General features: G+C 60.2%; 22 protein-coding genes. 8 read left to right on the top strand and 14 right to left on the bottom strand.

Annotated elements, in window-relative coordinates:
* Window positions 1–4 precede the first annotated feature (4 nt).
* Both ACQZ48_RS01485 and ACQZ48_RS01480 read left to right on the top strand, forming a co-directional pair.
* Complete coding sequence (locus ACQZ48_RS01485; RefSeq protein WP_448728583.1) at window positions 5–724, top strand: HAD family hydrolase; 720 nt, start codon at window positions 5–7, stop codon at window positions 722–724.
* A gap of 60 nt (window positions 725–784) precedes the next feature.
* Window positions 785–2,359, top strand: a complete 1,575-nt coding sequence (locus tag ACQZ48_RS01480) for an FGGY-family carbohydrate kinase (protein ID WP_173990784.1) — start codon at window positions 785–787, stop codon at window positions 2,357–2,359.
* 212 nt (window positions 2,360–2,571) lie between these two features.
* Here the strand turns inward: ACQZ48_RS01480 and ACQZ48_RS01475 are convergent, their stop codons facing one another.
* Complete coding sequence (locus ACQZ48_RS01475; protein ID WP_077985034.1) at window positions 2,572–3,405, bottom strand: MurR/RpiR family transcriptional regulator; 834 nt, start codon at window positions 3,403–3,405, stop codon at window positions 2,572–2,574.
* A gap of 300 nt (window positions 3,406–3,705) precedes the next feature.
* Here ACQZ48_RS01475 and ACQZ48_RS01470 point away from each other — a divergent pair, with 300 nt between their 5' ends.
* Window positions 3,706–4,443: a sulfate transporter family protein gene (locus ACQZ48_RS01470; RefSeq protein WP_448728412.1), complete on the top strand. Its 738-nt coding sequence runs from the start codon at window positions 3,706–3,708 to the stop codon at window positions 4,441–4,443.
* Here ACQZ48_RS01470 and nth read toward each other — a convergent pair.
* Window positions 4,405–5,187: an endonuclease III gene (gene nth, locus ACQZ48_RS01465; RefSeq protein WP_443388642.1), complete on the bottom strand. Its 783-nt coding sequence runs from the start codon at window positions 5,185–5,187 to the stop codon at window positions 4,405–4,407. The two genes, ACQZ48_RS01470 and nth, sit on opposite strands and share 39 nt — an antisense overlap.
* 37 nt (window positions 5,188–5,224) lie before the next feature.
* Here nth and ACQZ48_RS01460 point away from each other — a divergent pair, with 37 nt between their 5' ends.
* Both ACQZ48_RS01460 and ACQZ48_RS01455 read left to right on the top strand, forming a co-directional pair.
* The gene (locus ACQZ48_RS01460; RefSeq protein ID WP_077985032.1) at window positions 5,225–5,707 is read left to right on the top strand and encodes a DUF2244 domain-containing protein; all 483 of its coding nucleotides are present in this window, start codon (window positions 5,225–5,227) and stop codon (window positions 5,705–5,707) included.
* Window positions 5,708–5,839: 132 nt separating this feature from the next.
* Window positions 5,840–6,712 carry a methylated-DNA--[protein]-cysteine S-methyltransferase gene (locus ACQZ48_RS01455; protein ID WP_077985031.1) on the top strand — a complete coding sequence of 291 codons (873 nt, stop codon included), beginning with the start codon at window positions 5,840–5,842 and terminating at the stop codon, window positions 6,710–6,712.
* Window positions 6,713–6,900: 188 nt separating this feature from the next.
* On the opposite strand, the gene ACQZ48_RS01450 is transcribed toward ACQZ48_RS01455, so the two are convergent.
* Entirely contained in the window at window positions 6,901–7,905 is a 1,005-nt protein-coding gene (locus ACQZ48_RS01450; RefSeq protein ID WP_448728411.1) for a sugar-binding transcriptional regulator, read from the bottom strand.
* Window positions 7,906–8,110: 205 nt separating this feature from the next.
* On the opposite strand from ACQZ48_RS01450, the gene tal reads away from it, so the two are divergent.
* Window positions 8,111–9,076, top strand: coding sequence for a transaldolase (gene tal / locus ACQZ48_RS01445; protein WP_173990776.1), 966 nt, complete (start codon window positions 8,111–8,113; stop codon window positions 9,074–9,076).
* 106 nt (window positions 9,077–9,182) lie between these two features.
* Here the strand turns inward: tal and ACQZ48_RS01440 are convergent, their stop codons facing one another.
* On the bottom strand, window positions 9,183–9,956 hold the full coding sequence (locus ACQZ48_RS01440; RefSeq protein WP_077985028.1) for an IclR family transcriptional regulator: 774 nt from the start codon (window positions 9,954–9,956) through the stop codon (window positions 9,183–9,185).
* Window positions 9,957–10,155: 199 nt separating this feature from the next.
* Here ACQZ48_RS01440 and ACQZ48_RS01435 point away from each other — a divergent pair, with 199 nt between their 5' ends.
* Entirely contained in the window at window positions 10,156–10,887 is a 732-nt protein-coding gene (locus ACQZ48_RS01435) for an SDR family oxidoreductase (RefSeq protein WP_003499083.1), read from the top strand.
* A 58-nt stretch (window positions 10,888–10,945) separates the two neighbouring features.
* On the opposite strand, the gene ACQZ48_RS01430 is transcribed toward ACQZ48_RS01435, so the two are convergent.
* The 5 genes from ACQZ48_RS01430 to ACQZ48_RS01410 all read right to left on the bottom strand — a co-directional run bounded on the left by ACQZ48_RS01430 (window position 10,946) and on the right by ACQZ48_RS01410 (window position 14,816).
* Window positions 10,946–11,119, bottom strand: a complete 174-nt coding sequence (locus tag ACQZ48_RS01430; protein ID WP_003499086.1) for a DUF1328 domain-containing protein — start codon at window positions 11,117–11,119, stop codon at window positions 10,946–10,948.
* A 212-nt stretch (window positions 11,120–11,331) separates the two neighbouring features.
* Window positions 11,332–12,186 (bottom strand): metal ABC transporter permease, encoded by an 855-nt coding sequence (locus ACQZ48_RS01425; RefSeq protein ID WP_448728410.1) that lies wholly within the window; start codon window positions 12,184–12,186, stop codon window positions 11,332–11,334.
* The gene (locus tag ACQZ48_RS01420; protein ID WP_137411597.1) at window positions 12,183–13,043 is read right to left on the bottom strand and encodes a metal ABC transporter permease; all 861 of its coding nucleotides are present in this window, start codon (window positions 13,041–13,043) and stop codon (window positions 12,183–12,185) included. The genes ACQZ48_RS01425 and ACQZ48_RS01420 overlap by 4 nt, the downstream gene beginning before the upstream one ends.
* Complete coding sequence (locus tag ACQZ48_RS01415) at window positions 13,024–13,929, bottom strand: manganese/iron ABC transporter ATP-binding protein (protein WP_165691338.1); 906 nt, start codon at window positions 13,927–13,929, stop codon at window positions 13,024–13,026. Before ACQZ48_RS01415 ends, ACQZ48_RS01420 begins: the two co-directional genes overlap by 20 nt.
* Window positions 13,926–14,816, bottom strand: coding sequence for a metal ABC transporter substrate-binding protein (locus ACQZ48_RS01410; protein ID WP_165691337.1), 891 nt, complete (start codon window positions 14,814–14,816; stop codon window positions 13,926–13,928). Before ACQZ48_RS01410 ends, ACQZ48_RS01415 begins: the two co-directional genes overlap by 4 nt.
* Before the next feature lie 284 nt (window positions 14,817–15,100).
* Between ACQZ48_RS01410 and ACQZ48_RS01405 the strand changes: the two genes are divergently transcribed.
* Entirely contained in the window at window positions 15,101–16,030 is a 930-nt protein-coding gene (locus ACQZ48_RS01405; protein WP_448728409.1) for a hypothetical protein, read from the top strand.
* 174 nt (window positions 16,031–16,204) lie between these two features.
* On the opposite strand, the gene lysS is transcribed toward ACQZ48_RS01405, so the two are convergent.
* The 5 genes from lysS to ACQZ48_RS01380 form a co-directional block, all read right to left on the bottom strand.
* The gene (lysS, locus tag ACQZ48_RS01400; RefSeq protein ID WP_004445220.1) at window positions 16,205–17,704 is read right to left on the bottom strand and encodes a lysine--tRNA ligase; all 1,500 of its coding nucleotides are present in this window, start codon (window positions 17,702–17,704) and stop codon (window positions 16,205–16,207) included.
* A 251-nt stretch (window positions 17,705–17,955) separates the two neighbouring features.
* Window positions 17,956–19,413 carry a glutamate--tRNA ligase gene (gltX, locus tag ACQZ48_RS01395; protein ID WP_269823563.1) on the bottom strand — a complete coding sequence of 486 codons (1,458 nt, stop codon included), beginning with the start codon at window positions 19,411–19,413 and terminating at the stop codon, window positions 17,956–17,958.
* Between the two features lie 236 nt (window positions 19,414–19,649).
* Window positions 19,650–21,422 carry an SLC13 family permease gene (locus ACQZ48_RS01390; protein WP_077985021.1) on the bottom strand — a complete coding sequence of 591 codons (1,773 nt, stop codon included), beginning with the start codon at window positions 21,420–21,422 and terminating at the stop codon, window positions 19,650–19,652.
* A 240-nt stretch (window positions 21,423–21,662) separates the two neighbouring features.
* Window positions 21,663–22,421 (bottom strand): TerC family protein, encoded by a 759-nt coding sequence (locus ACQZ48_RS01385; protein ID WP_077985298.1) that lies wholly within the window; start codon window positions 22,419–22,421, stop codon window positions 21,663–21,665.
* 163 nt (window positions 22,422–22,584) lie between these two features.
* Window positions 22,585–23,271, bottom strand: a complete 687-nt coding sequence (locus ACQZ48_RS01380; RefSeq protein ID WP_137411602.1) for a TetR/AcrR family transcriptional regulator — start codon at window positions 23,269–23,271, stop codon at window positions 22,585–22,587.
* Between the last annotated feature and the right edge of the window lie 157 nt (window positions 23,272–23,428).

Genomic DNA, 23,428 nt, shown 5'->3' with positions numbered 1-23,428 from the left:
CGAAATGGAAGACGAGACCGGGCCCCTTTTGATTTTCGACTGCGACGGCGTTCTCGTCGACAGCGAGCCGGTCTCCATTTCGGTCCTTCTCGACATGCTCTCCCATCTCGGCGTGGCGATGGGGGAGGAAGAGGCCTATGAGCGCTTTCTCGGCCGCAGCGTCGCCAGCATGACGGCGACGCTGTTTGAGGATTACGGTGTCGAGACGGACATCGATTTTCTCGACCATATGCGGGCGACGCTATTCGAGCGTTTCCGCACCGAGCTTCGGCCGATTGGCGGCATTGGCGAGACGCTGGACATGCTCCTGCCGCTGCGGCGTTGTGTGGCCTCCTCAAGCCAGCCGGAGCGCATCCGTTATTCGCTGGGGCTGACCGGGCTGATCGACAAATTCGAACCCCATGTCTTCAGCGCCACGATGGTGAAGAATGGCAAGCCGGCGCCCGACCTCTTCCTGCATGCGGCGCGTGAAATGGGCGTAGAGCCGCGTCACTGCATCGTGATTGAGGACAGCCCGGCCGGCATTGCCGCCGCAAAGGCGGCGGGCATGGGCGTTTTTGCCTTTACCGGCGGTTCGCATGCGCGCTTTCCCGCATTCCGTGAAAAGATCACCGGGCTTGGGGCGAATGTGGTGTTTGACGCGATGCCGGATTTGGTTCAACTTGTCGCAAGCTATGTGGGGAAGGGCGGTTTTGACGGCCAAATGGAACGTGATGCGGGCTGAAGCAGATTTTGCCTGCCGCCGTCGCCGGGTCGTTGCGCAAGGGATGGAACTGCAGTCTTGATGCGTCAAAATCTCGTCGCTGTCGATGTCGGCACCGCCAGCGCCCGGGCCGGCATTTTTGATCCGGCGGGCCGGCTGCTTGCCCGATCCACCCATCCGATCCTGATGCAGAGGCCGCAGGAAAACCACGCCGAGCACGATTCCACCGACATATGGAAAGCGGTCTGCATCGTGGTGAGGGCGGCGCTTGCCGAGGCCGGGGTTTCATCGCAAAGCATTGCCGCAATCGGTTTCGACGCCACCTGTTCGCTGGTCATCCGCGATGGGCGGGGCGCGCCGGTCTCGGTTTCTACTACCGGCGAAGACTGCTTCGACACTATCGTCTGGCTCGATCACCGGGCGATTGGCGAAGCCGACCGGCTGACAGCATCCGGCCACCGGGTGCTGGATTTCGCCGGCAATAGCGTCTCGCCGGAAATGCAGATGCCGAAGCTGATGTGGCTGAAGACGCATATGCCGGCAAGCTGGTCGCGCATGTGCTTCGCTTTCGATCTGGCGGATTTTCTGACCTGGAAGGCGACCGGTTCAGCGCAGCGCTCAAATTGCACGCAGACGGCGAAGTGGAATTTCCTGGCGCAGGAAAATCCCGGCTGGCAGGCGGATTATCTTGAACTGGCGGGCCTTGCCGATTTGAGAGAGCGGGCAGGGCTGCCGGAGACCACGGTAATGCCGGGTGATAGCATTGGCCCGCTTTCGCCCGAAGCTGCCGCCGAACTGGGTCTCGATACCGGCTGCCAGGTGGCGGCGGGCATGATCGACGCCTATGCCGGCGCGCTTGGTGCGCTAGGCGGCTGCCTGTCTGCGGATGTGGGACGGCATGTGGCGCTGATCGCCGGTACATCGAGCTGCCTTGTGGCTATGTCGGAGCGGCAGATGCCCGGCCACAGCCTCTGGGGCCCCTATTGGCAGGCGATCCTGCCCGGGCACTGGCTGGTGGAGGGCGGGCAATCGGCCACCGGCGCGCTGCTCGACCATATCGTGCGCATGCATGCGGCAGGCGGTGAGCCGGATACGGCGCTGCATGCCCGCATCGTTGCGCGGGTAAAGGAATTGCGCGCGCTTGAGGGCGAGGCTTTCGCCGAGCGGCTGCACGTCCTGCCGGATTTCCACGGCAACCGCTCGCCGCTTGCCGATCCCCATGCCGTCGGCGTCATCAGCGGACTGACTTTGGATACCTCTTTCGAAAGTCTCTGCCGTCTCTACTGGCGCACGGCCGTCGCCATCGCGCTCGGCGCCCGCCATGTGCTCGACGCCATGGAGCGTTTCGGTTATGCGGTGGAAAGTCTGCACGTTACCGGCGGGCATGTGAAGAACCCGCTGCTGATGGAGCTTTATGCCGATGTGACGGGCAAGCGTATCGTGGTTCCCGCCACCGCCGATGCGGTACTTCTCGGCACGGCGATGACGGCGGCGACGGCTGGCGGGGTGCATGCAAGCCTTGCGGCGGCAGGGGCCGCCATGTATCCGGGCAATGCTGAAATATCAGGTAATCCGGCGCGTGGCCCCCGTTATGAGCGGGATTATCGTCGTTTTCTCGCCATGTACCGGCATCGTCAGGAACTGGAAAGCCTTTGATTTTCTGAAGGCAAATGACAGGCGTTGACGGGTGCCGCGCGTTTCTTCTCCCCGCCAGGGAGATGGTGGCCCGAAGGGTCGGATGAGAGGGAACGCCAGCGATGGAACGCACTCTCGCCCCCTAATCCCGCTGCCGCGGACGTCTCCCCGGCGGGGAAAGGAAACGCGCGGCAACCGCTCGATCCATATGCCGCCGCTGCTGCTAGCCGCAATCAACCACGCAGCGAGCGTTTCAGGACGGTGAGGTTTTTTGCCCTTGCCCTGTTGCTGTCATCGGCGCTGGCGCTGAGCGCACAAAGGGTGAATTCCAGCAGGGAGACCAGTTGCAGCAGGCCCTGGCCGCCATTTTGCGCCTGCGGCATGGCAAGACAGAGATCGGCGCTTTCCGGTCCCCATTCATAAAAGCGTGTGGTGATCAGCAATGTCCTGTAGCCGCTCTTGCGCGCCATTGCCGACAAGCGTTGCAGCGGCGACGGGGCGCCGCCGCAATCCATGATGACGAGCAGCGATCGCGCGGGGTCGAAATCCCACAGGGCGACATAGGCCGCGCTGTCGCTGCCGAGATAATGGATATGGCCCCGGCTCTCCAGAAGCCGCCCGTAGAAATGACGTCCGGCATCGAGACCTTCCGGAGAGGTTGCCAGAAAAACATCGCCGGCCGTGGCGATCTCGTTCATGGCGATCCGCCAGATCGATTGGGTGGTCATGTCGAAGGCCGTCTGGATGGCCTGGATCTGCTGCGACAGAAGCTGTGAAAACGGGCTGGAATGGCGTTCGCCGCTCTCGCCCATGGCCGGCAGCTCCGTGCTGGCCGTTTCTTCGGCATGGCGCAGATCGGCGCGGATATCGCTGAATTGCCGGTATCCCAGCGAGCGCAGGAAACGGCCGACCGTCATCGGACTGAGGCTGAGCTTGGCGGCCAGCGTCTGCGCCGTCTCGAACGGCAATTCGTCCAGATGTTCGATCAGATATTTGGCGATCTTGCGCTCCGAAGGGGTGCCTGCCTTCATGGCACGCGTAAGGTTCAACAGCAGCTTTTCCACCAACGCCTCATTCTTTTATCTTTATTGAACGATGATGCATGCGCGCGCGCAAACGAGCGTGCGAACCGCGACTTGACGGTGGGGGATAGGTCTTCCCGGCCTTGTCCTCCACCGGACCGGAATGCGAAATGTAATAGGTGTATTATTATATTTTAGAGATACCTTTTATTCAAGAGAAATTCCATCTGCGGTTTAGATCCGGGCATTTGGCATCTTTCCGTCCGTCTTGCAGAGCGGATGGGCAGCGCCTATCTCTCGTTTTGGTAAGTGTGTTTCAGCGCCAAAGGCGTCGAGGAGTTCCAGATGATTTTTGATGCGGCGAGGCTTGCCTTCCACAATCTCTTTGCCGCCGAAACCCGGTCGGTATTCTGGAAGGTTCTGGGGCTCACGCTTCTCGTGCTTGCGGCGCTGTGGTTCGCCATCCGCTCGATCTTCATTTATTTCGCCTTGCCGTGGGTGGATGCGTTGATCCCCGGCGTGCCGGACTGGGCGGGCTGGCTGACCTTCGTTTTCGCCATTTTCGCGGGTATCGGGCTGGCGCTGGCGCTCGCGCTGCTCATTTCGCCGGTCACCGCCGTCATTGCCGGCCTGTTTCTCGACGATGTCGCCGAAGTGGTTGAGAAAAAGAACTATCCGAACGATCCGCCGGGCAACGCGATGCCGGTCGGCGAGGCCGTTCTGTCGTCCATCAAGTTCTTCGGTGTCGTTATTGTCGGCAACCTTGTCGCGCTGTTGCTGCTTCTGGTGCCGGGTATCAATCTCATCGCGTTTTTCCTGGTGAACGGCTACCTGCTCGGCCGGGAATTCTTCGAGTTCGCGGCGATGCGTTTCCGCTCGCCCGCCGACGCGAGGTTGTTTCGCTCAAAACACCGCGCCACCGTCTTCATGGCCGGGCTGGTGATAGCGGCCTTTCTGGCGGTACCGTTCCTCAATCTGCTGACGCCGCTTTTTGCCGCCTCGATGATGGTACATCTGCACAAGGCCGTCAGCCGACGCGATCCCTCATTCGCCGCCGGCCGCACCGAACAACTGCGCGGGTAACTCCACCAGCGGTGCTGGAATATCGAAGGTCTTTTCCGGCGACTTGCAGATATCGGCGATCACGCAGCGCTCGCATTCCGGCTTGCGCGCCTTGCAGCAATAACGCCCGTGCAGGATCAGCCAGTGATGGGCATGGAACAGATATTGCTCAGGAATGATGCGGATCAGCCGGTCTTCAACCTCGTCAGGAGTTTTGCCCGGCGCAAGACAGAGCCGGTTGGCGATGCGGAAGACGTGGGTATCCACCGCAAGCGTGGGCACGCCGAAGGCCATCGACATCACCACATTGGCCGTCTTGCGGCCAACGCCCGGCAGGGTCACCAGCTCCTCGCGGGTTTTCGGCACCTCGCCGCCGAAATTGTCGATCAGCATGTGCGACAGGGCGATAACGTTTTTCGCCTTGTTGCGGTAAAGCCCGATGGTCTTGATATGGCTGATCAGTTCTTCCTCGCCGAGCGCCAGCATCTTTTCCGGCGTATCGGCCACCTTGAACAGCGCGCGTGTGGCCCGGTTCACGCCCACATCGGTCGCCTGTGCGGAAAGCGCCACGGCCACCAGCAGGGTGAAGGGATTGGTATGTTCCAGCTCGCCTTTCGGCTCCGGCCGCTGAATGGAAAAACGGCGGAAGATTTCGGTCAGCTCATCCTTTGAATAGACCGTTTTCACTCGCGCCGGCTTGCGGACGGATGCCGGATTTGACTTTTTCGATGTTTGGGTGCTGGATCGTTTTTTGGCGATTGTCATGGACTATCTATAGCCAGCCCGCCCAAAGGAAAGCAACGTGGATACGCTCAACGACCAGCCGATTTTCGCGGCGGAACTCGTTCCGCACCGTTCGCTTGGCAGAAGGGGTTTCCGGCTGCTCCTGCTTTTCTCCGGTCTGGCCTGCCTTGTCTATGGCGGCTTTTTCCTCGCCACCGGGGCATGGCCCGTCGGCCTGTTCTTCGGACTGGATTTTCTGCTGCTTTATGCCGCCTTCCGCGCCAATTACCGGGCCGCGAAGGCGCGGGAAGAGGTCAGCGTTTCGCGTACCAGCCTGTCGATCCGCAAATTTTCGCCGGCTGGGCGTATAGTGGAGCATCGCTTCAATCCCTTCTGGGCGCGCTTCAGGGTCAGGCGGCATGACGAGATCGGCATCGTCTCCATGCATGTGACGGGTGAAGGCCGGGCGACTGATATTGGTTCGTTTCTCAATCCCGATGACCGTGAAAGCTTCGCCAAGGCTTTCGGCGGTGCGTTGGCGACTGTGCGGCGGCGGATGTGAGCGGATAATTCCGCTTACAACTCTTCCTATCGGCTCGAGGCTGGTATCTCGATAGAAACTGAGTACGGCGCAAGAAACGGGTGGAGGCCGACACGCTTTGATGGTTTCCTGTCAAGCGTTAGGAGATTTGCGATGAACGCCAATATTACGTTGAACGAAGACATTACCCCCATCGGATCCGACTACGACACGGTGCGCGGGGTTATCGAGCTTTTGACGCTGGATTATCGCGAGCAGCCCTCCCTCGAAGCCATTGCCGCAGAGCTCGGCCAGTCGCCGACGCAATTGCAGAAGACCTTCACTCGCTGGGCCGGCCTTTCGCCCAAGGCCTTCCTGCAGGCCGTAACGCTCGATCATGCCAAGCGGCTGTTGCGCGAGGAGGATTTGCCGCTCTTGGAAACCTCGATCGAGGTCGGCATGTCGGGGCCGGGACGGCTGCACGATCTGTTCGTCACCCATGAGGCCATGTCGCCCGGCGAATGGAAGGCGAAGGGCGGCGGGCTGACGATCCGTTACGGTTTCCACACCTCGCCCTTCGGCCTTGCGCTGGTCATGGTGACAGATCGTGGCCTTGCCGGTTGCGCCTTTGCCGATCCGGGTGAGGAAAGGGCCTGTTTTGAGGACATGGCCGGCCGCTGGCCGAATGCGGGCTATGTCGAGGATCGCGAAGCGACCGCGCCCTACGCCGCCCGCATCTTCGATCCGTCCATGTGGTCGGCGGACAGGCCGCTGCGCGTCGTGCTGCTCGGCACGGATTTTCAGGTGCGTGTCTGGGAAAGCCTCCTGAAAATCCCGATGGGCCGCGCGGTTACCTATTCGCACATCGCCTGCGATATCGGCCAGCCCACCGCGTCGCGTGCCGTGGGTGCGGCGGTCGGCGCCAACCCGGTGTCCTTCGTCGTTCCCTGCCATCGCGCCGTCGGTAAAAGCGGGGCGCTGACGGGGTATCACTGGGGCCTGACCCGCAAGCGGGCGATGCTCGGCTGGGAAACGGGGAAGGTGTGATTGGGTTGATTATCTTTGCCGATCTGACTTAGATCCCTTTAATCTGGGCGCATATTGCACGGACCCTTCATACGCGACGTCATCCTCGGGCTTGACCCGAGGATCCACGACCAAGCCGCTTGTGGATCCTCGCCTCAAGGGGGAGGATGACGCGGGGTGAATATTGTCCGTGAATGGCCCGACAACACCTAAACCAGCTCCATCAACGCTCGTGCCGCCGCCTCGTCTGTTATCAGCGTATTGCACCCGATACGCTTGATGGTGGCGCGGATCGCGATGGCGCGGTGGGCACCGCCGGAGGCGAGTACGATATGTTTGGCCTTGCGCAGCGTGTCGAGATCGATTGCCATGGCGCGCTGGTTGATCGGGTGATCGACCGAGCGGCCCTCGGCGTCGATGAAATTGAACATGGTGTCGCAGACGCAGCCGGCGTCGATGAGTTCTTGAAGCGTCGCCTTGGAAATGAAACCTTCCGACAAAGAGGTCGAATGCGGACCGATATCGCCGCAGGAGACGATGGCGAGATCGAGCGTTTCGGCGAGATCGTAAAGGGTGGCGAGCCCGCATTTTTCGATCAGCGCCCGTTTGGTCTCGACGGAATCCACCAAAAGCGGCGCGAGGAACATGTAACATTCCGCCCCGAGCGCGCTTGCCAGCCGCCAGGTGTAATCGAGCGGATTGGTCTGGTGCACGGCGACGATACCGCCCAGCAGGGAGACGACCTTGCAGTTTTCCCGCCGCGGCGGGCGAAAGCTGGAGAGCGAGGCGGTCATGGTGCGGCCCCAGCCGACGCCGATGGTGGCGCCGTTCGGCACCGCTTCGGAGAGGAATTGCCCGAGTGCGAGGCCGACGGCCTTGGCGGTGCCTTCCGCGCTTGTCTTGCTGGTGGCAGATGGGCCGGCGGGAGACGGGTCGGGCGAAGGGATGATGACGGCCTCGTCCAGCCCGTAGGCTGCCTCCAGCTGGCCGGCCAGCGCGACGAAATCCTCGATCCCTTCATTGATCCATATCTGCACTTCGGAGCGCTTCATCGCTTCATCGAGCAGGCGGATGACGGTGGAGCGGCTGATACCCAGTTTTTCGGCGACATCCTTTTGCGTCATGCCCTGATTATAATAGAGCCATGCGGCGCGCAGCCGCAGAGACGCCGCTTCCGAATAGGCCGTATGGGTTTCTCTTCTCAGTTTTGCCACGGTTTCCGCCATTCTTTATGTTTGCGGAGTATCGCAGGCGTGAAACTTATGTCAATTGCGATGCGCAAATGTCTTGACTTTCGACCGCGCCGCTTGCGATAGTCGGAGCCGGACAAACCGCGATTTCGGCCTTGGGCGCACCCATGGTGCGGGAACGAAATGACGGCTGAGCAAGTTTACCAGAGATCATGAAGGATCATTCGCCATGACGTCCAAACTCGAACAACTGCGCGCCATCACCACTGTTGTTGCCGATACTGGTGACATCGAGGCTGTAGCGCGCCTGAAGCCGGTGGATTGCACCACCAACCCGACCATCGTTCTCAAAGCGCTTGGCACGCCAGCCTTCGCCGACGCGGTGAAGGAAGCCGTGGCATGGGGCAAGAAGCAGGGCGGCCAGTCCGACGCCGTGGTTGCCGCCGTTGCCGACCGCCTTGCCATTTCGGTGGGCGCGGCCCTTGCCGGCCTCGTTCCGGGCCGCGTTTCGACCGAAGTCGATGCCGACCTTTCCTTTGATACGGAAGCCTCCATCACCAAGGCGCGCCACATCATCGCGGCCTATAAGGAGCGCGGCATCGAGCGTGAACGCATCCTCATCAAGCTCGCCTCCACCTGGGAAGGCATCAAGGCTGCCGAGGTTCTCCAGTCCGAAGGCATCGACTGCAACCTTACCCTGCTGTTCTCGCAGGCACAGGCGATTGCCTGCGCCGAAGCCAAGGTGTTCCTCATCTCGCCCTTCGTCGGCCGTATTCTCGACTGGTACAAGAAGTCCACCGGTGAGACCTACACCGCCGAAACCGATCCGGGCGTCGTTTCGGTGCGCAGCATCTACAATTATTACAAGGCCAATGGCATCAGCACGGTCGTCATGGGCGCATCCTTCCGCAATGTCGGCGAAATCGAGGCGCTGGCCGGTTGCGACCGCCTGACGATCAGCCCGGCGCTGCTGGAAGAGTTGGACAAGGACAGCGGCAAGCTGGAGCGCAAGCTTTCGGCCGACAACATCAAGGCAGAGCCGCTACAGTCGCTTGACGAAAAGGCATTCCGCTGGGCGCTCAACGAAGACGCGATGGCCACCGAGAAGCTCTCGGAAGGCATCCGCCTGTTCGCCAAGGATCTGGTGACGCTGCGCGAAATGGTCCGCAAGGAACTGACGCTGGCTGCGGCCTGATACAAAAAGGGGGAACCATCCACGTTCCCCTGACGTTTAAGAGATATAAATCTCCAGTCACTCAAAGCGCGATCGGGTCCCTGCCGGTCGCGTTTTTTTGTGGGTTTCAGGAGTTTCCATTTCCGGTAGCCACTTCGGAAATCCGTTTTGCCGCCTCGCAGATCAGCGCTTCACAGGCCTCGCGTGTCGGGGCCTTGCCGCCGAGCGGCGTGATATAGGGGCAGGTGATGACGGCGAGCGCCGTCCCGTCCAGCGTCAGCACCGGTGCGGATATATTGCGCACGCCGGCGGTCTGAAGGCTGTCCATGGATTCGAAACCGTTTTTGCGCACCTCCGCCAGCCGCCCGGCGAGATCCGGCGGCACGGTTTCGCCGCTGCCGCGCACCTGTTCGGTTATCATGATCTGGCGCTGCGCCTCGGTCTGGAAGGCCAGAAGCACATGGCCGGAGCCGGTGTGGAACAGGCTCATCTGCGCGCCGACCCGCATGGACATGGCCCAGTAGGTGGCGGATTCCTGCTGGGCGATGACGACGACGCTGCCGCGGTCATAAACGGCCAGATGACAGGCCTGCTCGGCGCTCGCCGAAAAATCACGCATGACGGGTGCGGCGAAAGAGACCAGCCGGCGTATCGGTGCATGGAAATGGGCGAGCCCGAACATCTTCAGCGTAAGCGAGAACCGGTCGCCGTCAAGCCGCTGTACGTAGCCGCGGCGCACCAGCCGGTCCAGCATGCGATAAAGCTCGTTCGGGCTTTTACCGATAGACTTGGCGATCTCGATCTGTGTCAGCCCGCCATCGGTGCGGGCCAGAAGTTCGAGAATGTCTAGACCCTTGTCGAGGGCGGGAGCGCGATATCTTTCGCTGTCTTCGTCGGTCATCTGGCCTCGATGATGGTTCGTGTGTGCGCCCCGCGGGGTACGTTAAAATATGGTTGCCCGATACCCCGCATCCGCGCAAGTTTGCTTGACGCCATATGAATACCGCGTTTACATATGAATTGTCGATCCATATTTGAGATCATTCAAATTCAGCGTTCCAGTCCACGGCGGATGGGCGCGCCTTAGCGGGAGGCTATTCATGGTGCAGGATTTTAACGGCCGGACAGTGGTGATCACCGCCGCCGGTCAGGGTATCGGCCGGGCGACGGCGGAGCGCTTCATATCGCTCGGCGCGCGCGTCATCGCCACCGATATCAACGAGCAGGCGCTTTCCACCCTTAAAGGTGCGGAAACCCGGGTTCTGAACGTGCTTGATGGTGATGGCGTCAAGGATTTCGCCGCGGATATCGGCCATGCGGATGTGCTGTTCAACTGCGCCGGCTTCGTGCATTCCGGCACCATTCTCGATTGTGAAGAAAAAGACTGGGATTTCTCCTTCGATCTCAATGCCAAGGCCATGTACCGCACTTGCCGCGCCTTCCTGCCCGGCATGCTGGAAAAGGGCAAGGGCGCGATCGTCAACATGTCGTCGGTTGCTTCAAGCGTGAAGGGCGTGCCCAACCGTTTCGCCTATACCGCTTCCAAAGCGGCCGTCGTGGGTCTCACCAAGGCCATCGCCGCCGATTTCGTCACCAAGGGCATTCGCTGCAACGCCATTTGCCCCGGCACAGTCGACAGCCCGTCCCTGCATGATCGCCTGCGCGCCACTGGCAATTACGAACAGGCACTGGCCGATTTCATCGCCCGCCAGCCGATGGGCCGCATCGCCACGCCGGAAGAAATCGCCGCACTTGTTACCTATCTCGCTTCCGACGAGGCAGGTTTCACCACCGGCCAGATTCACGTCATCGACGGTGGCTGGACAGGCTGAATCTTTTTAAAGGAGAGAGGAGAGGCGACCGGCGTAAAACCGGGTCGCCTTTTTTCATTCAGACGACCGCGCTTCCGGCCATCAGTGCAAGCACGAGGAAGACCAGGAAGATCACCACGGCGATGAAGAACAGAATGCGGGCCACGCCCGCTGCGGCCGCCGAAATTCCGGTAAAGCCGAATACGCCTGCGATCAAAGAAATCACGAAGAAAATAAGAGCCCACTTCAGCATGGTGCTTCCCCTTTTGCATAATTTTCCCGAGCCTGACGCCCCGCGACTGGCTCAGTAAAATGACGCGCAAAAGGCGAAAATGTTCCACACGCCCGCAAAAATCGTTGTTCTCGAGCATGTCCAGCAAAAGTGCGTTAGCGGTTTTGCGTTCGGACTGCGCAAAAGCAAAGAGAAAGAGCATTTCAGGTGAACCGGCTTTCACCGGAGATGCTCTAGAAGCCTGTCTCTCCCGCAGCATCGATCCGCCGGGCCTTCCAGGTGGTGCGGATGAAGGTGGCAACGAAAGCAAGGCTCATGAACATGACGATGGTGGGAGCTGGCGCACTGTCGATCAGGAAACTTAGCCATATGCCCGAAAGCGATGAGGCGACCGCTACCGTAATCGCCACCAGCAGCATGGCGGAAAAACGCCGGGTCAGCAGGAAGGCGATTGCGCCCGGCGCCACCAGCATGGCGACCGAAAGGATGATGCCCACAGCCTTCAACGCGCCGACCACGGTGAGCGACAGAACCATCAACAGACCATAATGCAGGATACGCACCGGCAGGCCGATGGCTTTGGCGTGCTGCGCATCGAAGGCGTTGACCAACAGGTCCTTGCGCAGGATGCCGAGGAACAGCGTGGCGAAAAGTGCGATCAACCCTGTTTCCAACATGTCTGATGGCGCAATGCCGAGCATGTCGCCGAAGAGGATATGATCGAGATGGACATCGCTCTGCACCTTCACATAAAGCACCAGCCCCAGACCGAACATTCCCGAGAAGACGATGCCGAGCACCGTATCTTCCTTGATGCGGCTGTTTTCCTTGATGAAACCCGTGCCGAGCGCGCAGATCATGCCGGCGATGAAAGCACCGATGGAGAGCGGTATGCCAACGATATAGGCCACCACCACGCCGGGAAGGACGGCATGCGAGACCGCGTCCCCCATCAGCGACCAGCCCTTCAGCACCAGAAAACAGGAGAGCATCGCCATTGGCACGGCGATCATCAATGTGATGATGAAGGCATATTGCATGAAGGGCAGCTGAAACGGCAGGATGGCGAGTTCGAGAGTGTCGCTCATGGCGTTTCCTCCAGTGCCTTGCGGGCCTTGGCGCGGGATGCGAGAAGCCCGTGCTTGGGCGCAAAAACGAAGGCGGCAAGGAAGATCGCCGTCTGCAGCACGACGATGACGCCGCCCGTCGCGCCATCGAGGAAATAGCTGAGATAGGCGCCGACGAAGCTGGTGGCCGCGCCGATGATGAGGCTCATCAGGATCAGCCGCTCGAAACGGTCGGTCAAGAGATAGGCGGTGGCGCCCGGCGTCACCACCATGGCAACGACGAGGAAAGCCCCGACCGTCTGCAGGGCGGCAACCGTCGATGCGGCCAGCAGGGTGAAGAAGATCACCTTCAGCACTTCCGGTTTCAGCCCCACGGTGCGGGCATGGTTCTCATCGAAGAACACCACCATGAAGTCACGCCATTTCAGCGCCAGCACAATGAGGCTGATGCCGCCGATCAGCGCCAGCTGAATGGTGTCTTCCGCCGTGATAGCGAGAATATTGCCGAGCACGATGGTCTGTATATTCACCGAAGTGGGCGAGAGCGAGACCATGAACAGGCCAAGCCCGAAAAACGAGGTGAAGATCAGCCCGATGATCGCGTCTTCCTTCAGTCGCGTCTTCTGGTTCAGGAACAGCATGGAACCGGCTGCAAGCCCGCCGGAAAGAAAGGCGCCGAGCGAAAAGGGCAGGCCGAGCATATAGGCCCCGGCCACACCGGGGACGATGGCATGGGAAAGCGCATCGCCGATCAGCGACCAGCCCTTCAGCATCAGATAGGCGGAGAGAAAGCCGCAGACTCCGCCCACCAGTGCGCTGACCCAGATTGCGTTCAACATATAACCATAAGTGAAAGGCTCAAGAAGGCTGCTTATCATCGACTTTTTCTTTCGGAGCCTCAGGATCGCGCCCGTTCTGGCCGTTCTTGCCATAGATCACGAAGGGCCGCTCGTCATCGGTGATGACCTTCACCCGGCGAGGATCGGCGTCGTCATGCAGGTCGGCCCCGCCAAGCACGAAGTGGCGCAGGCTGCCGCCGAAGGCCTTTTGCAGGTTCTCCTCGTTGAAGGTGTCCGCCGTCTTGCCCGATGCCAGCACCGTGCCCTTGACGAAGACCGCGCGGTCACAGAATTCCGGCACGCTGCCAAGATTATGGGTGGAAACCAGCATGACCCGACCCTCGTCGCGCAGTGCTTTCAGAAGCGCGACGATCTGCTCTTCCGTCGTCACATCGACACCGGTGAACGGCTCATCCAGCAGGATCACCTGACCCTCCTGCGCAAGCGCGCGGGCGAGAAACACCCGCTTCTTCTGCCCGCCGGATAGTTCACCGATCTGGCGCTTGCGATAATCGAGCATGTTGACGCGTTTCAGCGCCTCTTCCACCATCTGGTGGTCTCGTTTCGAGGGGATGCGCAGGAAATTCATGTGGCCATAACGGCCCATCATCACCACGTCCTCCACCAGCACCGGAAAGCTCCAGTCCACCTCCTCGGCCTGTGGCACATAAGCGACAAGGTTTTTTCTGAGCGCTTCCTTCACCGGCAGGTCGAAGATCGAGACGGAACCGGCGGCCAAAGGCACGAAACCCATGATCGCCTTGAAAATCGTGGACTTGCCGGCGCCATTGACGCCGACAAGTGCAGTGATCGTTCCGCGGGGGATGGAAAAGCTGGCATTTCTTAATGCGGTGTGGCCGTTTCGATAGGTCACTGTCGCATTTTGAACCGTCAGGCCGCCGGCTTTTTTACTGCCCATTCTCATGAAGACAGTCCCTTGGCGATGGTTTCGCTGGTGACGCGCAGAAGGTCCAGATAGGTCGGAACCGGGCCGTCCGCCTCGCTCAGCGAGTCCACATAGAGGATGCCGCCATAGGCTGCGCCGGTTTCCTTCGCCACCTGCTGGGCGGGATCGGCGGAAACCGTGCTTTCGCTGAAGATAACGTGGATATTGTGCTCGCGCATGGCGTCGATCACGCCGCGCACCTGCTGCGGTGTGCCCTGGCTGTCGGCATTGACCGGCCACAGGAACAGTTCCTTCAGGCCGAAATCACGGGCGAGATAAGAAAAGGCGCCTTCGCTCGTCACCAGCCAGCGCTTGTTTTCAGGCAGAACGGAAAGCGTGTCGCGAATCGGCTGCACGGTGGCTCTGATCTTGTCCGAATAGGCCTTGGCATTGGCGGCATAGACATCCGCATGGGCAGGGTCGATATCCGTCAGGCCCTTGCGGATATTTTCCACGTAGATCAAGGCGTTATCGGGGGACATCCAGGCGTGCGGATTGGGTTTTCCCTGGTACGCCCCGCCGCTGATGGCCATGGGCTCCACGCCTTCGCTCACCGTCACGCTCGGCACGCCGGAGAGGTTGGCCAGGAACTTTTCGAACCACAATTCCAGATTGAGGCCGTTGCGAAGCACCAGATCAGCCTTGCGGGCTTTGAGAATATCGCGCGGCGTCGGCTGGTAGTTGTGAATTTCAGCGCCCGGCTTGGTGATGCTTTCCACCTCGGCCGCATCGCCCGCCACATTGCGCGCCATGTCGGCGATGATGGTGAAGGTCGTGACGACGGTCGGTTTTTCCTGAGCGAGGGCAGCACCGGGAAGGAAAAGCGAAAAAGCGAAAATGGCGTGGCGGATTTTATGGAAGTTCACGGGGCTCACCAGATTTTGTTGCGATTAATTCGCAATACCATCTGTTATAAAATCACGCTTGTCAACGCTATTGCAAATCATTCGCAAAATAGTGCATTTCGCAAATGTCCGAAATTGGCGCGTTTTTGCCGGTCTTGTGCCTATGGGATTAAACTTTTTTCAATGAGAAAGCGGCACTATCGCAAGGCTCGGACAGCGTGGTCCGGAGCTTGTCCCGCGTGTGTTCCTCATTCTTCGAGCCACGTTTCGGGGTGAGGGCATAAGACGGGGTACTTGATGTCAGGATGTTGCGGGTGAAAGCTGTATTCGGACGAATGCGGTTTTCGCGCAAGCTCGTTATGATTGGAGGCGGGATCCTGCTTTTGGCGGGTGCGACCGGCTCTGCTGCCGTTTTTATCGGCAGCGAGCGGCTGCTCGGCCCATCCTACGTTTCTACCAACGGGCTTTCCTGCGACGCGGTCCAGACGGTCAATATCCGCAAGAACGGTTCCCTATGGGTCCGCAAATTCATTCGCACCCAGGGCGGTGACGGCGCAGAGCGGCTGAAGACGGCGCTTCGTGTCGCAAGGGCGGTTTACGACAAGCAGAAACCCGATCTGGTGCAGGTTTCCGTGCTGGACCAGAACGGTCCGCAACTGCGTTCGGAAATGCGCGGCCGCGCCATTGCCGCGCAGGTGGTCTTCATTCCCGATCCGGCAAAGATTCCCGAAGGCGCGGATGCCCATCGTTATTCCGCCTTTTATTACGATGGCGCGGCGAATGGCAGCGGCCAGTTTTACGGCCTGCGCATCGATCTGCCGCTCGAAGATACCGAGGCGCTGGCGGCAAGCCTCAGCGATTTGGCTGATTGCGCGACGCCCGCCACGGAGCCGGAAGCGGGCGGCCACGAAACCAAGTCCGCCACAGGTCACGGCGAAGACAAGGGTGAGGCCGGCGGGGAACATGGTGCTGCGCCGAAAGAGCCTGGTCATGACGAAACGGCACCCGAACCCCACGGTGAAACTACGTCTCCCGAAGCGCATGGCGAACCGGCTGCCGACGAACTTCTGACCTCGACGCCGGAAGCCAGCGGCGGCAGCGTCTTCAGCCTGTCCTATCTGAAATCACTGATCTTCGGAAAAGGCTCGACGACCGCGCAGGCGGCGGAGGAGAAGGCAGCAGCGAGTGAGAATGTCGCTGCGGAAGAGCCGGGTGTGGGGACCCCGGGGCATTAAAGATAGCGGCCGCGATGGGATGTTGTTTGACATCCAGGCTGTCTCGCTCTCTTGGTCCGTTATACTCGACCGTCATTGTCGGGCCTGTCCCATCGCTGTCCGGTTTAAATTGATCGAAACGGCATAGACTCTCATTTGAAGCAGGCGGCTTTTCGGCCGCCTGGCTTGATCCCCTCAATCCGCCTTGTTGCGGCGGGCAGGGAATAGGATGACGTCGCGGATCGACGGGGCGTTGGTGAGCAGCATGATCAGGCGATCGACACCGATGCCGAGGCCGCCGGCGGGGGGCATGCCCTGGTCGATGGCGTCGAGGAACTCGTCGTCCAGCTGCTTGTCCTTTTCGCCGCGGGCATGGGCCTGCTCCAGCTGTTCCACCATGCGGCGGCGCTGCTCTTCCGGGTCGTTGAGTTCGGAGAAGGCATTGCCCACTTCCCAGGCGTTGCAATAGCTCTCAAAACGCTCGACGAGGCGCGGCTCGCCCGGCACTTCCTTGGCGAAGGGCGAGATGTCCTTCGGGAAATGGGTGACGTGGCTCGGCTGGATCAGCGTGCCTTCCACCTTTTCTTCAAAGATGAAGGCAAGGCATTCGCCCCAGGTCCAGTCCTTCTCGACGGCGAAACCGGCAGCCTTGGCGGCAGCGCGGGCTTCTTCGTCGGTCTTGATGGCGAGGAAGTCGATACCGGTTGCTTCCTTTACCGCATCAGGCATCGGCACGCGCTTGAACGGGCCCTTGAAGGAGATCGTCTGGCCCTGGAATTCCACCTCGGTGGTGCCATGCAGCGAGATCGCGAGCGTCTCGAACAGCCGCTCAACGAGACCCATGATGTCCTCGTAATCAGCGTAAGCCCAGTAGCATTCCATCATGGTGAATTCAGGATTGTGCCGGGTGGAGACGCCTTCATTGCGGAAGTTGCGGTTGATTTCGAACACCTTGTCGGAAAGGCCCGATACCAGCGTGCGCTTCAGGAACAGTTCCGGCGCAATGCGCAGGTACATGTCCATCTTCAGCGTGTTGTGGAAGGTCTTGAACGGATCAGCCGTCGCACCGCCATAAACGGTCTGCAACATCGGCGTCTCGACTTCGAGGAAACCTTCGGCTTCCATGAAACGGCGGATGCCGGAGAGAATCTTCGACCGCTGAAGGAAGCGCAGCTTGGATTCCTCGTTAGAGAGGATGTCGAGGTGGCGCTTGCGGTAACGCAGCTCGATGTCGGAGACGCCGTGCCACTTCTCCGGCATCGGTAGCAGCGACTTGGTCAGCATGGTGATTTCTTCGGCGTTGATTGTCAGTTCGCCGCGCTTGGTGCGGCGCACCTTGCCGGTTACGCCGATGATGTCGCCGATATCGATCATCGGCAGCAGGTTGCGAGCCGCTTCCGGCGTCGTATCCTTGTGAGAGAAGATCTGCACCTTGCCGGAGGCGTCATGGATATCCATGAACATGCCGGAATTGCGCGAGGAATAAACGCGTCCCGCCACCGTCACCGTATCGCCGGTTTCGACGTCGGCTTCGATATCAGCATATTTTTCCGCCAGCTCGGCATTGCTCATCGTGCGGTGGAAATGCGCCGGATAGACGTCGCCGATCTGCTCGCGCAGCAGCGCAAGTTTCTGGCGGCGCACTTCTGTCGCGTCGGAGGAAAGGGCGGTGGTTTCGGTCTTGGTGTCGGTCATGTTTTTTGCCTTAAGCGGGCTTGTTCGTTGCGGTTACCCTTTGCGCTCGGGGCTTACCCCCCTCTGTCCTGCCGGACATCTCCCCCTCAAGGGGGGAGATCAGATGCCGCGCCCGCCCGTTCCATGGGCAAGGTGTCAGCCGCTTGTCGATCTCCCCCCTTGAGGGGGAGATGCCCGGCAGGGCAGAGGGGGGGTACCCCAAGCAGAGGGGTATATTTCAGGATGCCGGCGTGAACGCCAACACCAAATTATCAGCTTCCGCTGCCAACCATCGTGGCCACAACGGTAATCGCAGCCTTCAGGCGCTGGCGCACCACAGAGCGGCCAAGCAGCGCCATCGAGTCAAACAGCGGCAGCGAGCGCGACGATCCGGACATGGCGACGAACAGCGGCGGGGTGACGACGCGCAGCTTCTTGCCGGTGCGTTCGGCCACATCGCGCAGCTCGGCCTCGATGGCTTCCACGTTCCAATCAGGCATCTTTTCGAGGTCTGCTGCAACGGTGGTGAGGATTTCGTGGATTTCCTCCGGCTTGCTCTTCAGCCCGGCAAAGGAAGCGGGCGTCAGGCCAGCATCGCTTGCGAGCAGAAAGCCGGCAAGGTTCGGCAGCTCACCGAGCTTGGAAACGCGGCTCTGGGCAAGCTTCAGGCCCTCGGTCAGGCGGGAATTCTCCATCGCCCATTCCAGTGTGCGGGCAATGAACTCTTCCGGTGAGAGCTTTTCGCGCAGCCAGCGGCCGTTCAGCCAGTCCAGTTTCTGGATGTCGAAAATGGCGCCGGCTTTGGAAAGCGCCTCCGGGTCGAACTTTGCGGCGAGCTCTTCCATGGTGAGAAGCTCTTCGCCCTCGGCGATCTGGATGAAAAACAGGCCAAGGAAGTTCATCAGCGCTTCCGGCAGGTAACCGAGCGCAGAATAATAGGAGATCGAGGTCGGGTTCTTCCGCTTGGAAAGCTTCGACTTGTCGGCGTTGCGCATCAGCGAAAGATGCATGAACACCGGCTCCTGCCAGCCGAAATAACGGTAAAGCAGAATGTGCTTGGGCACAGATGCCAGCCATTCTTCGCCGCGCGCCACATGGCTGATCTTCATCAGGTGGTCGTCGATGACATTGGCCATGTGATAGGTCGGCATGCCGTCGGCCTTGATCAGCACCTGCATGTCGACGGAATCCCACGGGATCGACACGTCGCCATAAACGCCGTCATGGAAATCGCACGACCCTTCGGTCGGAATTTTCATGCGCACGACGTTCGCTTCACCGGCGGCAACGCGGGCGGTCACCTCCTCGGCCTTCAGGTTGAGGCAGTGGCCGTCATATTTCGGCGGCTTGCCGGCCGCGCGCTGGGCTTCGCGCATCTGCTCCAGCCGCTCGGGCGTGCAGAAACAGCGGAAGGCATGGCCTTTTTCGAGAAGTTCTTCGGCATATGGCCAATACATGGCCTTGCGCTCGGACTGGCGGTAGGGGCCGTGAGGGCCGCCGACATCGGGGCCTTCCGACCAGGTGAGGCCGGTCCAGCGCAGGGCTTCCAGCACCTTCTGCTCATATTCGAGGGTCGAGCGGGTGGCGTCGGTATCCTCAATGCGCAGGATGAACTCGCCGCCGTGTTTCTTGGCGAAGAGATAGTTGAACAGGGCGATATAGGCGGTGCCGACATGCGGCTCGCCGGTGGGGGAAGGTGCAATGCGGACGCGAACGCCGGAAGTGGTCATGAAATTCACTCGTCGTGACGTGGCAGTGAAATCGGGGCGGCTTCACCCGTCTGTCACGTTGTTTTCGTTTGGATGCGGCAGGAAATCATGTCGGAAGGCACAATGAAAGCGTCTTTTACACATTCCCGTTCGGCTTCGGCTTAGGCCATATTCTACCGCAGGCGTCAAGGAAATACGAAGGCGACGCGGCTTCGCACGGCGGCGGTCCGCCCTGGTTCAGCATGCCGGTTCGCGTCCTAGTTCACGGGCCAGACGTAAAGTAGCATGGGAATGCTGGCGATGACGATCATGATCGACAGCGGCAGGCCAAGCCGCGGATAGTCGCTGAAGCGGTAACCGCCGGGGCCCATGACCAGAGTGTTGCACTGGTGGCCGATGGGGGTGAGGAAATCGCAACCCGCGCCAATTGCCACCGCCATCAGGAAGGCCTCTGGCTTGAAACCGAGTGTGGTGGCGAAACCGGCGGCGATGGGGGCCATGACCAGCACGGTGGCGGCATTGTTGAGAAAGGGCGTGACCGCCATGGCTGTGAGCAGGATCATGCCGAGCGCCGCAAAGGGCGGCAATCCCTGCGCGGCCTGGCCAAGCCAGGCGGCCATGAGTTCGCTTGCGCCGGTGGTGCGGAGCGAGTCGCTGACGGGAATGAGGGTGGCGAGCATGACGAGGATCGGTCCGTCAATGGATTTATAGACCTCGGTCAGCGGGATCGCACCGACGACGATCATTAGGAAGGCGGCTGCGAAAAAGGCGACGGAGACCGGCACCACCCCGCTGCCGGCAGCGATCATGGCGGCGGCAAGCACGATGACAGGCAAAAGCGCGCGGCGCTGCACGCCCAGCAGGATTTCCCGTTGCGCCAGCGGTAAGAGCGAAAATTCCTGCAGCACCTGCGGCAGGTTCTTGCGGCTTCCCTGTAGAAGAACGACATCGCCCGCCTGCAATGTCAGTTCGGAGAGCCGCTGGCTGACACGCTGGCCGCGCCGGCTGACGGCGATCAGGTTGACGCCGCGCGTATAAGAGAGTGAAAGCTCGCGCGCGGAAATGCCGCTCAGCACCGATTCATTGCTGATGACGGCCTCCATGGAAATGAGATCGGCGGTCTTCTGGCCGTTCTCCATCAGCGGCTTGCCGGAGAGCTGCAACTTTGCCTGGGAGACGATGCGGTCCAGCCCCTCTGGGCTGCCTTCGAGCAGAATAGTGTCGCCAGCTTTGAGCTTCACGTCGGGGAAGGGGGAGATGCGCCGCGGCCCGCGCAGGATCGTGCTGGCAATCACGTCGCCATCGGCCTGTTTCAGCAGCGTGCGCAGCGGCTTTTCCGCAAAGTTGCTGTCCGCCGGCAGCGTCGCTTCCGCCGTATAGGAGGCTTGGTCGAGAATATCCTCTACAGAGGCCTTTTCGCGGTTGCGCACCGGCAGAAGCCGGTAACCGAAGGTCAGGAAGATGATGCCGATGACGGTGAGGCCGGCTCCGACGGGGGTGAAGTCGAACATCGAAAAACTCTGCCCGGTCATTTCTTCGCGCAGTCGTGAGACGACGATATTGGGCGAGGTGCCGATCTGCGTCATCAGCCCGCCCAGGAGTGCGGCGAAGGCCATGGGCATCAGATAATAAGAGACCGGACTGCCGGACTTGCGGGCGAACTGGAAAGCGACCGGCATCATGATGGCGAGCGCGCCGATATTCTTGATGAAGGCTGACATGACCGCGACGACGATCATCAGGAAGGCAAGTTGCAGGCTCTTCGAATGCATTTCGGGAAAATATTTCTTGATCGTCATGTCGACGACGCCTGATCGCGCCACCGCCGAACTGACCACCAGAGCGCTGCCGACGATAATCACGATATCATCCGAAAACCCGGAGAAAGCCTTGTCGAAAGGCACGACGCCAAGAACCACCGCCACGAGCAGCGCACTGCAGGCGACGACATCGTAACGCAGCCTGTCCCAGATGAACGCAACCATCATGCCGGCGATGACGGTGAAGGCGAGGATCTGGTCTGTCGTCATGCTGGTTCATGCTTTCGAAGGAGAAGCGGAGAATGACTCTATCGACGAGGATATCAAAGAACGCAAGCCGGAGTGAAGCGGTTCCGGAGTGGAGACGGCCATTCCTGCCTTTCCGTCATGCCGGCCCTGCACCGGTATCCGGCCGCCGGGGCTCTCACGCGGCGGGAAGAGTTTTCTCAGCCCAAGGGCCTGGGCTGAAAATATGCGGGATCTGGTCCGGCATGACAAAAGGAAGTGCCGTCAATGCGCCTCTTCCGCGCTGGCCTTCTTCCTGCGCCTCGCATTGCGGGCGAGCATGTTGAGCAGTTCCACCAGCGCCGAGAACGCCATGGCGGCATAGACGTAGCCTTTCGGAACATGGAAGCCCATGCCTTCGGCGATCAGCGTTGTGCCGATCATCATCAGGAAGGCGAGCGCCAGCATGACGATGGTGGGGTTGCGCTCGATGAAGTTGGCGAGCGGCGTTGCGGCCAGCAGCATGACGGTGACGGCCACGATGACCGCGACGATCATGATCGGCAGATGCGGTGTCATGCCGACGGCGGTGATGATGCTGTCTACCGAGAAGACGAGGTCGAGCAGTAGGATCTGGCCGATGGCGGCGCCGAAATTCATCGCCGCCGGGCCGCCCACCATGTCTTCCTTGTGATCTTCCGGGTCGACATTGTGGTGAATTTCCTTCGTGGCCTTCCACATCAGGAAAAGACCGCCGGCGATGAGAATCATGTCCTTCCACGAGAAAGCATGGCCAAAGACTTCGAAGACCGGCGTGGTGAGCTGCACGATCCATGCGACGGTGCCGAGCAGGCCGAGGCGCATGATGAGCGCAAGGCCTATACCGATCTTGCGGGCTTTTTCGCGCTGTTCGGGCGGCAGCTTGTTGGTGAGGATGGAGATGAAGATCAGGTTGTCGATGCCGAGCACGACCTCCATGACGATCAGCGTGACGAGCGCCACCCAGGCGGCGGGGTCAGATAAAAGAGGGAGAATGGACTCCATCAGGTCGTTTTTCCTTTCAGCAACAAGGCCAGCCGAAACATTCGGTGGGTGGAACTTATAGCGCAATACGCGAGAAACAAGGAAATGATGGCTCCACAGCGCAGGATTTTATCGAAATTTCGCGCAGTCCGCGTATTGGCATATTTTCCGTTGCTGAATGATTTCAGGCCTTGTCGGTTCCGTAGGCGGCCATGAATACCATAATGGCGCTGGCGATCACCCGGTCCAGCTCTTCTTCCGGAACCGGGCCGTCGATCTCGCCGAACAGGCGCAGCTTGAAGAAGGTGCCGGTGGAAAGCTCGATATATTGCCGGGCGGCCAGTTCCACGTCATCGACCTGCAGATGGCCGAGCGCGACATGATGTTCGATAAAATCCTGGAGCACGGTGCGGACATTGTTGGGCGCGGCGATGAAGAAGCGCTGCGCCAATTTCGGCATGCGGTCGATAACGCCGATGACCGACCGCATGGCCGGGATCATCTCGGAACAGATCATCTTGTTGGCGAAGGCCTTGCCGAATTGTCTCAGCCCGTCGCGTACCTCTTCGGTGCCGGCGAGAATATCGCGCATCGAGTTGGCGAATTCCTGCCGATGGTGATCGACCAGCGCGGCGAACAGGTCCTCCTTGTTGGAGAAATAGACATAGATCGTGCCCTTGGAAACGCCCGCCTCGCGCGTGATGTCGTTCATGCTGGCGGCATCGAAACCCTTGCGCTTGAACACGCGCCAGGCACCTGCCAGAATCTGCTCGCGTTTGGCCGGGTCTTCGCCCGCCGCAAAACGCCCGGCGGCATTGCCCGGACAGCCCGTTTCCGTTTCCGTCTCCATATCCCTGTCTTCACCTGCCATCGCTACCGCCTCTTAGCATTGCAATGGCGTAAAAAAAATTAACCGAACGTCGAACCAATCGGTTCGATAACACTTGATATGTGTCAGGAAAGAGATTATGTCAATCGAACCGAACGGTTCAGTTCGAAAAACTTTCTTCAATCTATCACGGTAAGCT

Source organism: Agrobacterium sp. 22-209-1 (assembly GCF_053522485.1).
The sequence above is the reverse complement of the archived record's forward strand: the minus strand, read 5'-3'. Positions and strand labels throughout refer to the sequence as shown.

Coding starts and splice junctions, on each gene's coding strand:
- ACQZ48_RS01380 (WP_137411602.1), bottom strand. CDS start 23,271: ATGGCAGGTGAAGACAGGGATATGGAGACGGAAACGGAAACGGGCTGT.
- ACQZ48_RS01420 (WP_137411597.1), bottom strand. CDS start 13,043: ATGATAAGCAGCCTTCTTGAGCCTTTCACTTATGGTTATATGTTGAAC.
- ACQZ48_RS01425 (WP_448728410.1), bottom strand. CDS start 12,186: ATGAGCGACACTCTCGAACTCGCCATCCTGCCGTTTCAGCTGCCCTTC.
- ACQZ48_RS01455 (WP_077985031.1), top strand. CDS start 5,840: ATGAACGCCAATATTACGTTGAACGAAGACATTACCCCCATCGGATCC.
- ACQZ48_RS01435 (WP_003499083.1), top strand. CDS start 10,156: ATGGTGCAGGATTTTAACGGCCGGACAGTGGTGATCACCGCCGCCGGT.
- lysS (WP_004445220.1), bottom strand. CDS start 17,704: ATGACCGACACCAAGACCGAAACCACCGCCCTTTCCTCCGACGCGACA.
- ACQZ48_RS01385 (WP_077985298.1), bottom strand. CDS start 22,421: ATGGAGTCCATTCTCCCTCTTTTATCTGACCCCGCCGCCTGGGTGGCG.
- nth (WP_443388642.1), bottom strand. CDS start 5,187: ATGACAATCGCCAAAAAACGATCCAGCACCCAAACATCGAAAAAGTCA.
- ACQZ48_RS01440 (WP_077985028.1), bottom strand. CDS start 9,956: ATGACCGACGAAGACAGCGAAAGATATCGCGCTCCCGCCCTCGACAAG.
- ACQZ48_RS01390 (WP_077985021.1), bottom strand. CDS start 21,422: ATGACGACAGACCAGATCCTCGCCTTCACCGTCATCGCCGGCATGATG.
- ACQZ48_RS01480 (WP_173990784.1), top strand. CDS start 785: ATGCGTCAAAATCTCGTCGCTGTCGATGTCGGCACCGCCAGCGCCCGG.
- ACQZ48_RS01470 (WP_448728412.1), top strand. CDS start 3,706: ATGATTTTTGATGCGGCGAGGCTTGCCTTCCACAATCTCTTTGCCGCC.
- tal (WP_173990776.1), top strand. CDS start 8,111: ATGACGTCCAAACTCGAACAACTGCGCGCCATCACCACTGTTGTTGCC.
- gltX (WP_269823563.1), bottom strand. CDS start 19,413: ATGACCACTTCCGGCGTTCGCGTCCGCATTGCACCTTCCCCCACCGGC.
- ACQZ48_RS01485 (WP_448728583.1), top strand. CDS start 5: ATGGAAGACGAGACCGGGCCCCTTTTGATTTTCGACTGCGACGGCGTT.
- ACQZ48_RS01405 (WP_448728409.1), top strand. CDS start 15,101: ATGTTGCGGGTGAAAGCTGTATTCGGACGAATGCGGTTTTCGCGCAAG.
- ACQZ48_RS01430 (WP_003499086.1), bottom strand. CDS start 11,119: ATGCTGAAGTGGGCTCTTATTTTCTTCGTGATTTCTTTGATCGCAGGC.
- ACQZ48_RS01415 (WP_165691338.1), bottom strand. CDS start 13,929: ATGAGAATGGGCAGTAAAAAAGCCGGCGGCCTGACGGTTCAAAATGCG.